Annotated in this window: 18 protein-coding genes; 4 read left to right on the forward strand and 14 right to left on the reverse strand. The window is 48.3% G+C overall.

The genetic code is table 11. From position 1 onward, the window contains the following. Positions 1–5 precede the first annotated feature (5 nt). Genes B4C79_RS05130 through B4C79_RS05140 form a run of 3 tightly spaced genes read left to right on the forward strand, consistent with a single transcriptional unit; the run spans position 6 to position 2,435 of the window. On the forward strand, positions 6–974 hold the full coding sequence (locus B4C79_RS05130) for a branched-chain amino acid ABC transporter permease (RefSeq protein ID WP_291762292.1): 969 nt from the start codon (positions 6–8) through the stop codon (positions 972–974). Next, positions 971–1,729 (forward strand): ABC transporter ATP-binding protein, encoded by a 759-nt coding sequence (locus tag B4C79_RS05135; protein ID WP_291762295.1) that lies wholly within the window; start codon positions 971–973, stop codon positions 1,727–1,729. Before B4C79_RS05130 ends, B4C79_RS05135 begins: the two co-directional genes overlap by 4 nt. After that, a complete protein-coding gene (locus B4C79_RS05140) occupies positions 1,722–2,435 on the forward strand; it encodes an ABC transporter ATP-binding protein (protein WP_291762298.1) in 714 nt (237 codons plus the stop codon). Before B4C79_RS05135 ends, B4C79_RS05140 begins: the two co-directional genes overlap by 8 nt. A gap of 61 nt (positions 2,436–2,496) precedes the next feature. Here the strand turns inward: B4C79_RS05140 and B4C79_RS05145 are convergent, their stop codons facing one another. The 14 genes from B4C79_RS05145 to B4C79_RS05210 form a co-directional block, all read right to left on the reverse strand. Further along, on the reverse strand, positions 2,497–3,666 hold the full coding sequence (locus B4C79_RS05145) for a porin (RefSeq protein WP_291762302.1): 1,170 nt from the start codon (positions 3,664–3,666) through the stop codon (positions 2,497–2,499). Between the two features lie 154 nt (positions 3,667–3,820). Continuing rightward, complete coding sequence (gene pcaD / locus B4C79_RS05150) at positions 3,821–4,582, reverse strand: 3-oxoadipate enol-lactonase (RefSeq protein WP_291762305.1); 762 nt, start codon at positions 4,580–4,582, stop codon at positions 3,821–3,823. A gap of 7 nt (positions 4,583–4,589) precedes the next feature. Beyond that, entirely contained in the window at positions 4,590–5,792 is a 1,203-nt protein-coding gene (gene pcaF, locus B4C79_RS05155) for a 3-oxoadipyl-CoA thiolase (RefSeq protein ID WP_291762523.1), read from the reverse strand. Between the two features lie 26 nt (positions 5,793–5,818). After that, the gene (locus B4C79_RS05160; RefSeq protein ID WP_414674100.1) at positions 5,819–6,466 is read right to left on the reverse strand and encodes a 3-oxoacid CoA-transferase subunit B; all 648 of its coding nucleotides are present in this window, start codon (positions 6,464–6,466) and stop codon (positions 5,819–5,821) included. Between the two features lie 2 nt (positions 6,467–6,468). Further along, positions 6,469–7,134: a 3-oxoacid CoA-transferase subunit A gene (locus B4C79_RS05165; protein WP_291762307.1), complete on the reverse strand. Its 666-nt coding sequence runs from the start codon at positions 7,132–7,134 to the stop codon at positions 6,469–6,471. A gap of 85 nt (positions 7,135–7,219) precedes the next feature. After that, complete coding sequence (locus B4C79_RS05170; protein ID WP_291762310.1) at positions 7,220–8,005, reverse strand: IclR family transcriptional regulator domain-containing protein; 786 nt, start codon at positions 8,003–8,005, stop codon at positions 7,220–7,222. A 38-nt stretch (positions 8,006–8,043) separates the two neighbouring features. Beyond that, positions 8,044–9,231: a benzoate/H(+) symporter BenE family transporter gene (locus B4C79_RS05175; protein ID WP_291762313.1), complete on the reverse strand. Its 1,188-nt coding sequence runs from the start codon at positions 9,229–9,231 to the stop codon at positions 8,044–8,046. Positions 9,232–9,236: 5 nt separating this feature from the next. Then, complete coding sequence (locus tag B4C79_RS05180; protein WP_291762316.1) at positions 9,237–10,019, reverse strand: 1,6-dihydroxycyclohexa-2,4-diene-1-carboxylate dehydrogenase; 783 nt, start codon at positions 10,017–10,019, stop codon at positions 9,237–9,239. A gap of 3 nt (positions 10,020–10,022) precedes the next feature. After that, positions 10,023–11,042 (reverse strand): benzoate 1,2-dioxygenase electron transfer component BenC, encoded by a 1,020-nt coding sequence (gene benC, locus B4C79_RS05185; protein WP_291762319.1) that lies wholly within the window; start codon positions 11,040–11,042, stop codon positions 10,023–10,025. Between the two features lie 32 nt (positions 11,043–11,074). Further along, positions 11,075–11,560 carry a benzoate 1,2-dioxygenase small subunit gene (gene benB / locus B4C79_RS05190; protein ID WP_291762322.1) on the reverse strand — a complete coding sequence of 162 codons (486 nt, stop codon included), beginning with the start codon at positions 11,558–11,560 and terminating at the stop codon, positions 11,075–11,077. Positions 11,561–11,562: 2 nt separating this feature from the next. Beyond that, positions 11,563–12,921 carry a benzoate 1,2-dioxygenase large subunit gene (benA, locus tag B4C79_RS05195; RefSeq protein WP_291762325.1) on the reverse strand — a complete coding sequence of 453 codons (1,359 nt, stop codon included), beginning with the start codon at positions 12,919–12,921 and terminating at the stop codon, positions 11,563–11,565. Positions 12,922–12,946: 25 nt separating this feature from the next. Continuing rightward, complete coding sequence (gene catA, locus B4C79_RS05200; protein ID WP_291762329.1) at positions 12,947–13,864, reverse strand: catechol 1,2-dioxygenase; 918 nt, start codon at positions 13,862–13,864, stop codon at positions 12,947–12,949. A gap of 41 nt (positions 13,865–13,905) precedes the next feature. Beyond that, entirely contained in the window at positions 13,906–14,196 is a 291-nt protein-coding gene (catC, locus tag B4C79_RS05205) for a muconolactone Delta-isomerase (protein ID WP_291762332.1), read from the reverse strand. A gap of 26 nt (positions 14,197–14,222) precedes the next feature. Next, entirely contained in the window at positions 14,223–15,341 is a 1,119-nt protein-coding gene (locus B4C79_RS05210) for a muconate/chloromuconate family cycloisomerase (protein WP_291762335.1), read from the reverse strand. 113 nt (positions 15,342–15,454) lie between these two features. Between B4C79_RS05210 and B4C79_RS05215 the strand changes: the two genes are divergently transcribed. Further along, positions 15,455–16,375 (forward strand): LysR family transcriptional regulator, encoded by a 921-nt coding sequence (locus tag B4C79_RS05215; protein ID WP_291762529.1) that lies wholly within the window; start codon positions 15,455–15,457, stop codon positions 16,373–16,375. Positions 16,376–16,405 lie beyond the last annotated feature (30 nt).

Below are 16,405 nucleotides of genomic sequence, written 5' to 3' on the forward strand. Positions count from 1 at the left end.
CGAACATGTCGAATAATTCAATTAAAAACTTACTTCTCGCAATCGTGCTGCTCGCACTGATATTTGTACCATTTGGGCTAGACAGTTTTCACACTGAACTGGTTGCAAAGATTCTAGTATTTGCGATCTTTGCAATGAGCCTTGACCTACTCATTGGGTTCACTGGGTTGATCAGTTTCGGTCACGCTGCTTATTTTGGACTGGCCGCTTATACAGTCGCGATCTACACGTCCAGCGCTGATGAAAGTAATCTGTTTGTGACGCTCGCACTATCAATGTTGTGCGCTGGAATTGCAGCGCTGATCGTAGGACTTTTCGTATTGAGAACCAAGGGCATCTACTTCATCATGGTGACCCTGGCGTTCGCTCAAATGATGTACTTTGTGTTCCATGACACCGACATCGGTGGAGGATCAGACGGCGTATATGTAAACTCTCGCCCCATTCCTGAGCTGTTCGGCACCACGCTTTTTGATATTAGTGAGATGTCGAACATCTACTGGCTCGTGCTTGCCTGCCTGGTGCTTGTTTATTCTTTCCTGAAGCGAATGCTGAACTCGCCATTCGGAAAAACCCTTCAGGGTATAAAAAGCAATGAGCACCGCATGCAGTCCATGGGCTATTCCACGTACTGGTACAAGCTAGGCGCTTTCACAATTGCTGGCACCTTGGCAGGTTGTGCTGGCTTTCTATATGCCCTTATCTTCGGCTTTGTCACACCAGAACTCCTTTCATGGCATGAATCTGGAAACGTTCTACTCATGGTGATTCTGGGTGGTATGGGAAATTTGATTGGCGCCGTCTTGGGCGCTGCAGCATTTGTGTTGATGCAAGACATGTTTGCTGACATCACAGAGCACTGGCCATTGTTAATGGGGTCTGTAATTGTCTTTGCTGTCTTGTTCATGCCCGGTGGAATTGTTCAATTACCCGGTCGAATCAAACAAACGCTGCAAAGTTGGAGCAAATCATGAGCGATGTAGTATTGAATGCAAACGGCGTAAGTAAAAGATTTGGTGGCTTATTGGCCAACAATAACCTCAACATTCAACTGAAAACCGGAAAATTGCATGCCCTTCTGGGTCCAAATGGTGCAGGAAAATCCACCTGCATAAATCTACTGTCGGGAGACTTGCCAGTCAGTGAAGGTCGCATTGAACTTCACGGTAAGGACATCACCGCAATGAGTAACACTCAGCGATCAAAACTTGGTATCGGACGTAGCTACCAGCGTACAAACATCATGCTGAACTTCACAGTGCTTGAGAATGTAAGGTTAGCGGCACAAAGCAGAAAGCCAGAGGCCTGGAAAATTATGTCCAGCGTTGCCAGCAATTCAAAGGTAATAAGCAAAGCCAAAGTCTGCGTTGAAAAAGCAGGACTTCAGTCGAAAATCGATTGGCTAGCCAGCGCACTGAGTCATGGCGAACAACGTCAGCTCGAGATCGCGATGGTGCTAGCCACAGACGCAAAAGTCCTGCTGCTAGACGAACCTTTGGCGGGAATGGGCGCACAGGAATCCGCCTGCATGGTTGATTTGCTGAATCAACTAAAACAGGACCATGCGATTTTGCTGGTTGAACACGACATGGATGCCGTGTTTGCAGTGGCCGATGAAATCACTGTCATGGTCAACGGTGAAGTACTTGAATCAGGATGCCCAAATACAATTAAGCAAAGTAAGAAAGTCAAAGTAGCCTACCTTGGCGAGGAGGAAGGTAATGAATGAAATCATTCTTGAAGCCAAAGGACTCAATACCTTCTATGGTCGAAGTCATATTTTGAGAGGTGTTGATTTCTCGATTAAGGCTGGAGAAGGAATTGCGCTCATGGGGCGCAATGGCATGGGAAAAACCACTCTACTGAAAAGTTTATTGGGAATCGTCCCGTTTCGGGATGGACAAATGTCAATAAGAGGGAAAGCGGTTCAAAGACCAGTTACCCATCAAATCGCCAAAATGGGAATTGCCTACGTACCAGAGGGAAGGGGTATTTTCCCAAATCTGAATGTGAGAGAGAACTTGGTGATGGCCGCGCGACCCGGTATGAATGGAAGACGAGACTGGACATTCGATCGTGTGATGAATACTTTTCCACGGCTGGGCGAAAGAATCAACAACGGTGGTTGGCAGCTCTCTGGGGGAGAGCAACAAATGCTGACGATTGGAAGAGCATTAATGACAAACCCAGATCTTTTGATTCTCGATGAAGCAACAGAAGGACTGGCCCCTCTGATAGCCCAGGAAATTTGGGGCATCGTACAACAAGTGCGGGAGACCAATATTGCTGTTGTGATCGTCGACAAGAATCACCGCGCGCTTGGCAATATCTGCGACAGAGCCATGATCATGGTCAAGGGCGAACTAGTATTTGATGGTTCAACTGCCACACTGAAATCAACTCCTGAAATTATTCAACAACATTTGGGTGTTTGATCAAAGCATGAAAAAAGCCGCTCTTCATGGTGAAGGGCGGCTTTTTTATTTTCCCTTTGAATCAGAAGCGATACAAGAAACCCACGTTCACGGATGTGAGACGTTCACCAACAACATCGGCTGCACCGAAGCGCTTTCTCAAAGGTGCGGACCCATCAAATTGATAGGAACCATTGCTCTCGTTATCAATACCAGCAACGATGAGGTAGAGGGTGGTGTCTCTCAACGCATTCCAATATGCCCCAAGCGCGTAACCATCTGCCTCATCGTTATTGCCCGACTGGTCATTGATCATAGAATACAAGGCTCCTACACGAAGCTTCTCCGTAACCATGTAATCAGCAGATATGGTTGAGATACCATAGTCACGATTGCGAGTGGCAACATCATTTTGCCCACCAAGTGGAAACAATGGGAAAGCTTGAGGTGCAGGCAAACCGGCTTGTGCCCGATTATTGCTTTCAGTGTGCGCCAAGTAGATCTTTCCCTTGCCGTAGTTGTAGTTCAAATAGGCGTTGTAGAAATAGGCTTCTCGTTGATTCACAAAGTTCTTGGGTGTACTCGCCTCAAGACCCGCCAAGCCCACACGGAACGGGCCATTTTCATAATCAACACCCAACTGCGCAACGCCAACATCTTTGTTGTCTGATGTGGCCACCCCGGGGCCACTTGTTGCTGGTGCGCTGTCGTCGCTCTCGAATGAATAATGTGCCTCAATCTTAAAACCAGCCATTCGTGGCGAGATGTAAGCAATGTCATCATCCAGTCGAGCAGGAAACGAAAATGAATTCGCCAAAGAACCCAAGGACCTATATGTGAAATCTTGATACAAAGCCAAAGGCGCGAATATCAACGTGTTTTGACGACCCACACGTAATTCACCATACTGCGTTTCTAATCCAACCCAGGCCTGGCGATCAAACAAACGATCTGTTTGAGCCTGCTCACCACTCAAACTTTTAAGTCCTTGCTCAAGTGTGAACTTTGCTTTCAGCCCGCTACCTAGATCCTTCTCTCCCATCACACCTAATCGAGTACGCAAGAAAGCACCCTCTTGAAGCGATGTGAAAGACGTCCCACTGCTGCTTCGTTGATAGCTTAAGTAGGTATCCACATTTCCATAGAGGGTAAATTTCGCACCACCTGCTTCAAAGGTAAGCGGACTGCTGGATTGAGAATGGGCAAACGACGTACTCAGTGCAAGTGCGATGCACAGGGATAATTTTTTCACGGGAATCTCCTCCACCCGAAAATTCCTAATCGGGTAATTTCTGTTTATGGAATTGGTTTTCAACCAATTCAATTTTAGAAATCAGGAGAAAAAGACGACACATTGTGGGGCACTAGAATGAGCGATCAGCGCCCCACAAGTTCACAGATCGAACCTAAAAAAATCGCGAGATAATTTCGGAGAATTGCTGTGGACTTTCCACATTCGACAAATGTGAAGATGGCAGAATTTCCAAACATGAACCTGAAACTTTCTGAACAAGAAACTGGCCATCCGCAACTGTAGTCACCGGATCGAACTCTCCTGCGATAATACAGACAGGTGCTAAAATACCGGCTAACTCTTCACGAATATCTGCACTGGACAAAGCCTCGCAACATGACGCATAGCCCTCGGGCGCAGTGTTAGACAATTGAGCCAATAACATATTGACCCGATCAGTTTGCTCGCTGACAAATTGATTGGTAAACCAACGTCCAGCAGCACCCGAAACGACTGGGCTCATGCCTTTTGTTCGAACTAGGCCAGCACGCTCCAACCAGGCCGCCTTCTGTCCAATTAAAGCGGCAGTATTTGCAGCCACAACTTTTTCAACGCGCTCTGGATAATCAATGGCAAGTTTTAAAGCCATCATTCCACCCATGGAAATTCCGCAGAAATATGCCTTAGATACACCCAAAGCATCCAGGGTATTAATAACGTCACTACACAACAAATCGATCGTGTATGGCCCAGAAGTTACCGATGATTGTCCATGCCCTCGGGTGTCCATTTGAATGATGCGAAAGCGTGATGAAAGTTGCTCAACCTGTTGGTTCCACATATTCAAATCGGTACCCAATGAATTCAGGAATACAACAGGAATTCCTGTCTCGAGCCCTCGGTGTTGAACATGCAATTGTATTGGCAAGCTCATGTCTACCTCACACACGTTCAATAATTAATGCGATGCCCTGACCAACTCCAATACACATGGAACACAATGCATATCGGCCGCCTGTTCGTTCAAGCTGATACAAGGCTGTGGTTACCAAACGTGCACCTGATGCCCCCAGAGGATGACCCAAAGCAATAGCACCTCCGTTCGGGTTGATTCGCTCATCGTCATCAGCCAATTCCAAGGCACGAGTTACTGCCAAAGCTTGTGCGGCAAAGGCTTCATTCAGTTCAATGACATCCATGTCTTTGATACTCAGACCGGTTTGCTGAAGAACTTTTTTAATTGCTGGAGCAGGGCCAAACCCCATGATTCTCGGAGGCACACCTGCGGTTGCGGAGCCAATCACGCGTGCTCGCGCTTTAAATCCAAAAGTATTGACTGCCGCCGACGAAGCCAAGAGCAATGCACAGGCACCATCATTAACACCAGACGCATTCCCCGCAGTAACAGTGCCTTCAGGTTTAACTACACCCTTTAGTTTTGAAAGTTGCTCAAGTGTGGTTTCACGTGGGTGTTCATCAGTGGTGAATTGCGTAGCATCCCCCTTTTTTTGAGGAATAATCACAGGCACAATCTCCTGAGCTAGGCGACCACTTGAAATCGCTTTTGAAGCTTTCTGTTGACTACGCAATGCAAAAAGATCCTGATCCGATCTGGCAATTCTAAAATCCTCGGCCACATTTTCTGCCGTTTCAGGCATGGAATGGGTACCATGCAAATTCTTCATTGCCTTATTGACAAAACGCCATCCAATGGTTGTGTCCTCAACATTGGCACTTCGTGAAAATGCACTCTCAGCTTTTCCCATCACAAAGGGTGCTCGACTCATACTTTCCACACCGCCGGCGATCATGATTGATGCCTCACCGCTTTTTATAGAACGAGATGCAAGTGAAATCGCATCGAGACTTGAGCCACACAGGCGGTTAACGGTTGTACCTGGTACGGTGTGTGGAAATCTAGCGAGCAATAAACTCATTCGCCCAACATTGCGGTTGTCCTCACCGGCCTGGTTCGCACAACCGTAGATCACATCATCAATCAACTCAGGATTGAGTTGTGGATTTCTCGCCAACAACGCCTTCAACGGAACCGCACCAAGATCGTCAGGGCGAACAGAACTCAGTGCCCCAGCATAACGACCAAAAGGTGTTCTGATTGCATCAATGATGAAGGCATCTACTATCGACTTTGTCATGTTTCCCACCCGACTTAAATGTTGTAATGCAGTGGCGCTTCAGTGCGATTCTGCAAAGTTTGAATGTCAATTCCTGGAGCCATCTCCAACACAACCAAACCTCTGGGTGTTACGTCGATCACTGCAAGATCTGTATAAATCCGATCTACGCATGCCAAACCGGTAAGTGGATAGGTGCAGCGTTCGACAATCTTGGGCTCACCCTTCTTTGTGTTGTGCTCCATGGTCACGAATACCTTCTTCGCACCTACAGCCAAATCCATGGCACCGCCGACCGCTGGAATCGCATCTGGAGCACCTGTATGCCAGTTGGCCAAATCACCATTGGCCGCCACCTGAAACGCGCCCAAAACGCATACGTCAATATGTCCGCCTCTCATCATCGCAAAACTGTCTCCGTGATGAAAGAAGCATCCGCCTGTCAGCAAGGTCACATGTTCTTTGCCAGCGTTGATGAGTTCATCGTCTTCTTCCCCGGCCTCTGGGGCTGGCCCCATTCCCAGAATTCCATTCTCGCTGTGCAGGAAAATTTCCTTGCCTGGTGCAAGAAAATTGGCGATTCGAGTAGGCAACCCGATACCAAGATTTACATACGCACCTTCCTCAATATCAAGTGCCACACGCTGCGCAATCTGATCGCGACTCAAAGGTTGAATAGTCATAATTAAACTCCTGCGCAGATCACGTGTTGAACAAAGATGCCCGGGGTAATTACATGCTCAGGATCAAGTTCGCCCAATGGCACTATTTCCTTGACCTGGGCAATTGTTGTAGCCGCAGCCATGGACATGATTGGACCGAAATTTCTGGCTGATTTTCTGTAAACCAGATTGCCCCAGCGGTCCCCTTTAAGCGCTTTGATTAAAGCGATATCAGCTCGAATTGGTAGTTCAAACACATAGTTCTTGCCATCAATTTCTCTAGTCTCTTTGCCATCAGCCAATATGGTTCCGTAGCCCGTGGGAGTAAACACACCGCCCAAGCCGGCTCCAGCAGCCTGGATACGAATAGCGAGATTGCCCTGCGGAACCAACTCTAGCTCGATTCCCTTTTCGCGATACAACGCATCGAAATGCCAGGAATCGTGCTGCCGGGGAAAAGAGCAAATCATTTTCCGTACTCTTTTTTCTTTAATCAGCAGCGCAAGTCCGATGTCGCCATTGCCTGCGTTGTTACTGACAATGGTCAAATCTCGAGCACCATGCGCAATCAGTGCATCAATCAATTCAGCAGGTTGCCCTGCGGTTCCAAAGCCACCGATCATGATGGTTGAACCATCCTTCACCGTTGATATTGCCTGCTCAATGCTCAGGCTGGTTTTGTCTATCATATTGTCTACCTTGAAAAGAAAGGCTGGGCTGACTCCATCACTGAATCAGCCCAAAACGGTTCGCAAGAACCGGAGGGCAAAAAGGTTACAAAACAGCCTGTATCAGTGCTGCTGCACTATTGAGAACTGGTACCACTTGCTGGCGTGTCTCATAGACGTCCTGCGTACCAATTTTCACTGTGATGCTCAGCGCACCCACAATCATTGACTCTCGGTTTCTTACCAGCACTGAAACACTACGTGTACCAGTCTCGATTTGTTGCTCAAGCAGGCAATGTCCATGTAATCGAATATCCGAGATCTTGCGACGGATATCGTCAGGATTTGTGTAAGTGAATGGGGTCAAGGCGTAGTAGGGTCCATCGTTGTTCAGCCACTCTTCGATCCGATCATCAGACAAGGTGGACATCAACATTAAACCCGCACTGTGCAACCTTGGAGACACACGGGAACCCAGCATCACATGGCTGTTGTGTTCCTGCATGTATCCACTTCGTCCAACAACCACAAGATCGTCACCATCCAATACCGAGAAATAGGACTCTGCGGATAGGGCTTGACTGATTCGGACCAAAAATGGCTGAACAATCCTGGGGACTTTCGCGGACTCGACATAAGACCATCCCAAACGCAACACACGGGGGGTTAGCCAAAACATGTGTCCATCACTTTCCAAGTATCCGAGATGCTCGAGGGTCAGCAAATGTCGCCGTGCTGCACTTCGATGCAAGCCAGTTCGACGGGCCGCAGTAGACGGACTGAGGCGCTGACTCATGTCGTCAAATGCCTCGATAATTTTCAGACCTTTCTCCAGACCTGCAATCAAGTCCTTCGGGTTGATCTCTCTCATACGCTCCTGTACAGCGTGCATGTCTTCTCTCCTTCAGAGCTGAATCGATTAGTCGATTTCTAGTTTGTGAGTCGAAGTGGTTGCTTAAATAAGTGATAAGCCAACAAGCCAAGTACTACCCCCCAAAACGCGGAGCCAATACTTAGAAAATTCAGTCCAGATGCGGTGACTAAAAGTGTGATTAAGCCAGCCTCACTACCCTGCTGACTTTGAAAAATACCTTCGGTGTTGCTCGCAATCGCACCTATCAGGCCGAGCCCGGCGATAACGGCAATTAAGGCAACAGGTAATGCGGTAAATAGCATGGCCACTGAACCAGCCATGGCGGCGCCCAGGCCGTAGAACAAGCCATTCGCAACGCCAGCAACATATCTTTTCTGTGAATCCGGATGAGCATCCTTGCCAGTACAAAGCGCTGCAGTGATGGCTGCAATGACTGTCGTAATGCCACCAACAAATGCAACAAATACAGAAAGCAGACCGGTGACTTTCAATATTGGATCTGCTGACACGCCGTAACCGTCTTTCCGTAAAATTGCCATTCCGGGCAAGAACTGGCCGGTCAAACTGGTTAAAAGCAGGGGGATGCCAAAGCTCAGTAAACTACTCAGACTAAATTCGGGCATGTAAATAACAGGTACAGTCCATTCGAAATGTAATTGATCAAGATGGGTAAGCCCCAATAATTTGGCCAATCCCACACCAACCACAAATAACACCACAAGTGCGTACCTGGGTAAGAAGGCTTTTAAGATCAGATACAAAACGATGAGGCTAACTGCCAGCGTTGGTGCAGATTCAATTGCAATAAAGGCTTTCAAGCCGAACTGAATCAAGATGCCTGCCATCATGCCGCAGGCGATTGATTTTGGAATTGCCGCCAACAGTTTGTCGAACACACCACTTGCGCCGATAACGATCAATGCCAAAGCCACCGCCAAATAAGCGCCAACTACCTCAGCCATGCTGATGCCTGGCATCAATCCGATGAGCAGTGCCGCACCAGGCGCTGACCAGGCAGTAATAATTGGCGTTTTGTATCGAAGGCTGAGGTAGATACCAGACACACAAGCTGATATGGATACAGCCCACAACCAGCTCGAAAAGTGCTCGGTGGGCAGCCCAGAACTTTGCCAAGCTTGGTAATAAATGGTCATCGGTCCCGTGTAGGAAACGAGTACCGCCAGGAATCCTGCTGCAATCGCAGTGAAGGAGAAGTCGCTTCGGCTGATTACCTGCGCGTTCATCCTACTCACCCTTGATCACCGCCACCTACCGGCAATACCGTGCCGGTAATGTAGCTCGCCTCCTCTGAGGCCAGAAACAGAATGGCACGAACCTGCTCATCAATGCTGCCGTATCGGTGCATCCAGCTACTTTGAATGGTTTGATCCACAATGCCTTGATACCAAACCTTTTCTTCCTCGCTTAAGGGTTTGGGATTGCGAGGTATTTTTCTTGGTGGTGCCTCAGTGCCGCCTGTGGCTACGGCATTTACTCGAATGCCATCTTGCGCGTGCTCAAAAGCAAGGCTCGCGGTCAATGCATTCACTCCACCCTTGCTTGCAGAATATGGCACGCGGTGAATGCCTCGGGTGGCAATCGATGACAGGTTGACGATTGCACCTTTTTTTCTGTCAATCATGCCTGGAAGAAATGCGCGACAACACCAAAGGGTCGGAAACAAAGACCGACGAACCTCTTTCTCAATTTCAGCTTCTTCATAATGCTGATAAGGCTTGGCCCAAATTGTTCCGCCTACATTGTTGACTAATACATCGCATCGATCGAATGCACTGTGACACGCGTGCGCAAGCGCTGTCGCTCCTGCATATGTCTCCAAATCAGACTGCACAACAATACACTCCACTCCTTCCAGACGAACTTCGTTGGCCACCTCGTGCACCAACTCAGAGTAGTCTGCCAACACCAAACGGGCACCTTCCTGAGCCAAAGCCAAGGCCACTCCTCGACCAATACCCTGTGCGGCTCCAGTGACAACACACACCTTGTTTAAGAAACGTGGATTAGTCATCACTTAGACCTCACTGCTGGCGGAAAACTTCTCAAAGTAGAAGTTCTTACAACCCAATGCGGATTCTTCCTGCCACTTGCGCACCGCGTCAACCATCGCGACAGGGCCACATAAATAGGTATCGTATTCGTTACCATTCAACCAATTTTGGTCGACGTGCTGAGTCACATAACCTTTTAAAACATCATCGCGTTGTGTATCCAAAATACAGAACTTGAAGTCAAACATAGGCAGTCGATGTGCCGCTTCCTCCAATGCCTCAAGCCCTACCAGATCCTCATCCCGAGTAACGCCATATACCAATAGAAGTGGGTGAGTCAGTGTTTCAGGAGTCAAGGTACCCAACATGGAAAGGAATGGGGCGATGCCCGTCCCCCCTGCAAGAAACAAGGTTGGCCTTGAAATTGGACGTAGGTAAAAACTACCAAATGGTGCCTCAAACAACACCTCATCGCTGGGCTTCGCCTGCGCGGTCAGGTATTCACTCATCTTTCCTTGCGGCACATTTCGAACCACAAAACTTGCCCGATTAGTACCTGATACTGAACTGAATGAATAAGCTCGGCTCAGCGAAGTTCCCGGAATATTGACTTTGGCATATTGACCTGGCAAAAAGTCCAGCGGCTTATTTCCCTCCAAATCAAGCGTGAACTCAATGGTTGAAGGCGAGAGCATATTGACCGATTTAATACGCGTTTTAAATTGACCCGCAGCAGCTTTGCAAACCGCAGATGAAGCAGGAACCTGAACTACGCAATTGCTCTTCGGTTTCATCTGACAAGCCAACACGTATCCCTGTACTGCTTCTTCAGGGGTAAGTGCATCTTCGATGTAACTGGACTCGGGCATATCGTATACACCCGATTCACAATGCCCACGGCATGTTCCGCACGCACCGTCACGGCAATCGAGAGGAATATTGACTTGCTGTCGATAAGCAGCATCAGACAATTTTTCTCCCGGTGCACACTCGATGATGCGAGTCACGCCGTCTTCGAATTGAAGCGCAACTTGATAGTTCATGATTCTGGTCTCCTGCTTCTTATTGCTGTGATCTAAACGTTATAGATATCGATCACTTGATGGATGTAGTCGTTTCTGAGAACGATGTACTTGTCCATAATTCTCGGTTTCTCACCGGAAAAGTCGATGTCGTATTTACAATAGCCGTAATGGGAAAAATCCTGCTTGTGACGATGACTCAAGGTGTGCCAGTTGAAACGCACCGAACAGCGTGGTCCTTTTTGCTCAAGAATCTCCACGTTACTGATGTTGTGGGAGGTTCGTGCGATAGGGCTTGTTGCCGAGGACCGCTCAGTTTTGATACGAAACACCCTGTCTTCCAGCCCTTTGCGATCAGGGTAGTAAATTAAGGAGATTTCCCTCTGCGGATCACTGATCAACTCGCCGTCATCATCCCAAGAAGGCATCCAGAAACGAGCAGACGTGTCATAGCAATCTAGCCACTCATCCCATAGCTGCTCATCAAGTAAGCGACTCTCTTTGAAGAGAAAGTTTTCGACCTGTTCTCTGGTTATCATGATTACTTACCCCCTTCAATCGCATTTTTCATCACGTCACGCCAGTAACCGTGTTGAATGGGGTACAAACCTTCGTCCTCTGTTCGAGTACCACTCAAGATCGGCTTCAATCCGATTTTCTGAGCCTCTTCATTCGCACCCTTGACCCAGTGCTTAGCGCCTCGACACATGTCGTTCCACTCTGAAGCAATCCCGTTGTAGCCCTCTTGGCATGAACGGAACTCCTCCAGATCGTCGGGTGTAGCCATGCCGCTCACATTGAAGAAGTCTTCATACTGGCGAATACGGTGCGCACGAGCCTCGGGCGACTCACCTTTCGGTGCAATGCAATAGATTGTCACTTCAGTTTTGTTAACCGAGAGTGGGCGCAACACACGAATCTGCGAACTGAATTGGTCCATCAAATAAACGTTTGGATAAAGGCACAGATTTCGACTGTTCTCAATCATCCAATCGGCTGTGGGCTTACCAAACTTCTCGACGTATTGACCATGTTTGCTGTAGTTGGGCCTATCTTGTGGATTGCCCCATTTGGTCCACAACAGCAAATGTCCGTTTTCGAAGGAGTAGAACCCCCCTCCTTGCCGGCCCCAGGAACCGGCATCCATTGCGCGAATTTGATCCTCGCCAGCGTTACGTTGCTTACGGGCATTGGTGGTTGCTGCATAGTTCCAATGAACAGAACTGACGTGATAACCGTCTGCGCCGTTCTCAGCCTGTAACTTCCAGTTGCCATTGAAGGTATATGTCGACGAACCCCGAAGTACTTCGAGCCCTTCCTCGGATTGATCAACAATCATGTCAATAATCTTTTTGGACTCACCAAGAAAATCACTCAGACTTTGTACATCGGCATTCAAACTGCCGAACAGGAAACCACGGTAGCTTTCAAAGCGAGCTACCTTGGTCAAGTCATGGGAGCCTTCCTTGTTGAAGCAGTCAGGATATCCAGCTTCATCGGGATCTTTCACCTTCAACAACTTGCCGCTATTGTTAAAAGTCCATCCGTGGAACGGGCAGGTGTAAGTAGCACGATTGCCTTTTTTAGTTCGACACAATTGCGCGCCACGATGACTACAGGCATTCACAAACGCATTAAGTTCACCCTGACGATTACGCGCAATGAACACGGGCTGGCGACCCATGTGAGTCGTGAAAAAATCATTGACGTTCGGGATCTGGCTTTCATGTGCCAGGTAAATCCAATTTCCTTCAAAGATTGTCTTCATCTCGAGCTCAAACAATCGCTCGTCGGTAAATGCACTTCGGTGCACACGATAGTCACCACGCTCTTCGTCTTCGACCAAAAAATCATCAATCGAATTCAGTGCACCTGGCTTTTGCTCAAATATTGGAATCATTGCTCACTCCTTTTGATTCTTTTACTCAAGCCGCGCGGCGAGGACGCTCAACTTCAGCAGTCACAGCAGCCTCAGCGGGGCGCAACTGGAAATCAAAATGAATTGATGAGAATGGACGATCCAAGCCACGCTTTTGGATCTCAGCCGGATCAGTAATCTTGTTAATTGCCGGTATTAGGCCTTCACGACTGGCAAAGGCGAAGTCATCCCACAAGTAAGGATCACCATCAATATTGATTTGGGTAGTAAGCTTGGCGTGCCCTTCTGCGCTCACAAAAAAATGAATGTGGGCAGGACGGTGGCCATGTCGACCCAATTGATCAAGCAACTTCTGGGTTTGACCATTGGGTGGGCATGAGTAACCACTTGGAACGATACTGCGGAAACTATATCTACCCTGATCATCGGCGATTAGAGTGCGGCGCAGATTAAATTCGCTCTGGGTCGTGTCGAAAAATGAATAACCGCCTTTCAAATTGGCGTGCCAAACTTCTACAGTTGCATTGGGTACAGGTTTTCCATTGTGATCAAACACCGTGCCATCCATAAATAGAATTTCACCCTCAGCCTCTTCGGTACCATCGTCCAAACGTGCAAAACCTTCACATACCGGTGCGCCAGCTACATAAAGGGGGCCTTCAATGGTTCTAGGTGTCCCGCTCAGCAATCCTGCTCGCTCATCCGCCTCGTCGGCACGAATGTCGAGAAATCGCTCCAATCCCAAGCCAGGGATCAACAAAGCCATTTCACCCACGGCACCAGTTTTGGCAAAGTAATCCACACCAGTCCAGAATTCAGACTGGCTAATGTCCAGGTCCTCAATTGCTTTCATCAAATCGGTAAGCAAACGCAGGGTGATTTCCTGTACTCGCTTATTTACGGGGCCTTCCGCAGTATCAACAATGTAGTTTTTGGCCAGTTGTTCAATGTCTTTATGTTTCATCACAATCTCCTTTGGATTTTTAAAAGTAAGAAACCGCTTTTTTAGCGGTCGTCTTCCCACACTGATGAGGGATGACGAACCAACGGGTTAATCTCAATCTGCATGTAGGGAAAGAGCGGCAACGTCGAAATCAGACTGTGCAACTCATCAATGTCGCTTACATCGAAAACGCTAAAGTTGGCGTACTGTCCTGCAATCCTCCACAGGTGCCGCCACTTGCCCTCTTTCTGCAACGACTGCGCGCGAGCCTTCTCGGTACGTTTCAACTCATCCGCCTGCTCGGCGGGCATCGACTGCGGCAAGTTCACAGTCATCTTGACGTGGAACAACATGGTCTTCCTCCTCTTTTGGCACGCTGTTAATTCAGCGGCTTTCTATTCATGGACTCAATCTTCTCTAGATCAAGGTCCAGTCCCAAACCTGTGCCTGTTGGCAAATGCAGGCAAAAATCCTCGTAACGAAGCGGTGTTTTCAGAATCGAATCGGATAACAAAAGTGGTCCAAACAATTCGGTACCAAATTGCAACGCATCGAATGTAGAAAAAAGATGTGCTGATGCGATCGTCCCCACAGGGCCCTCGAGCATCGTCCCGCCATAAAGCGACACACCATAAAGATCTGCCAAATCAGCGACTAAACGGGCCTGTTGCAAACCACCGTTTTGCGCGATTTTGATTGAGAAAACGTAGGCTGCGGCTTGGTTACAAAAACGCAAGGCATCATGCGGGCCCATGAGGGCCTCATCAGCCATCATGGGAACGGAGAAGCGTCGAGTTAAACGCGCCATACCCGCGACATTCGCAATGGGCAATGGCTGTTCAATCAAGTCCACACCACCATCAATCAATCGAGAAATTGCGTAATTGGCCGTTGGCTCATCCCACGCTTGATTCACGTCTACCCGTACACTCGCCTGATCGCCCAGAGAGGACTTAATCGCCAAAACATGAGCCACATCTCGCTTCACTTCGTGAACGCCAATTTTCAACTTGAAAATCTTGTGACGCTTCGCCGCAAGCATCGCCTTGGCCTCAGCGATATCAGTGTCTGTGTCACCGCTGGCCAGAGTCCAAGCAACGGGTAAGGCATGTGTCTGAGCTCCGCCCAACAACTCATGAAGCGGAATACCCAATCGCTGTGCCTGCGCATCCAGCATCGCAGTTTCTAACGCACATTTTGCGAAACGATTCCCGCGTACAGACTGCTGAAGCTTGCTCATGCACTGACGAACATTGCGTGAGTTCATCCCAATCAACAAAGGACCTAGGTGCTGTTCGATATTGATCGCAATACTCTCAGGGCTCTCGTCGCCGTACTTCAAACCACCAATGGTCGTGGCTTCACCCCAACCTACAATGCCATCCGCACAGGTCAACTTAACCAACACCAATGTTTGAGCCTTCATGGTGGCAACAGACAGTTGGTGGGGGCGTATGGTTGGAATGTCCAACACGTAGACCTGGATGCGTTCAATCATATTCATTCGGTATGGAGAGGTTTAAAGTTCAACAATGAAACTAGGATAAAAGTGCTAAGATTGGTGTGTCCAACACTGAATTGGTATCTTTTCGATACCCCACGGGTATGAATATAGAAATTCGACACATTCGTTATTTCTTGGCTGTGGCCGAGGAACGTAACTTCACCAAGGCGGCAGAAAGGCTGCACATGGCTCAGCCACCACTGAGCCGACAAATCCAACAATTGGAAGAATTGCTGGAGACCCAATTGATTGAAAGGGATTCACGTCCACTTGAACTGACCGAGGCAGGTCAGTTTTTTTACGAGCATGCAGTGCGCTTACTCGCCCAGGCCGGCGAGCTGGTCAGCATGACAAAACGGCTAGGGAAAATTGAAGAAAAGTTTTCGCTGGGTTTCGTCGGCTCCACACTTTTCGGTTTGCTTCCGGAGGTGGTTAGGCGATTCAAAGCAGCCAACCCCGGTTTAGAAGTCAGCCTGCATGAAATGACGACCATGGAACAAATTCAAGCTTTGAAAGATGGTGTGATTGACGTCGGAATTGGCCGTATTCGCCGAGAAGATCCGAAAGTGAAACGAACTGTTTTGCGCAATGAAGAGCTTGTTGTTGCCCTTCCCATGGGACACAAACTTGCACATAGTGGTAGCAAAATCAAATTGGTAGATTTGCTTCAGGACATAGTCGTTGTATTCCCCAAAACACCTCGCCCCAGCTTTGCAGATCAAGTACTTGATGCATTTAACGATCGGGGATTGAAAATTTTCAGGCTTCAAGAAGCCCGTGATCTTCAGGTGGCATTGCTATTGGTGGCCGCTGGTGTTGGTGTATCGATCGTACCCAAAAGCGTGATGGGAATGAAACGTGCTGATATCGTGTATAAGCTACTCGATGAGGTCGACTTGTACTCACCAGTGATCATGAGTACCCGGATTTATGATCAATCGGAAACAATCAAATCATTCATGAATGTGGTGTACAGCCTGTATCGTGCAGAAGGCATTCCATACATCAAGCCCGAGCAAGACGAATAGCAACGTATTGGCTGTGGGTCAAAACAAGGC

The sequence above is a fragment of the Limnobacter sp. UBA7229 genome (assembly GCF_002473065.1).
Classification (GTDB): domain Bacteria; phylum Pseudomonadota; class Gammaproteobacteria; order Burkholderiales; family Burkholderiaceae_B; genus Limnobacter; species Limnobacter profundi.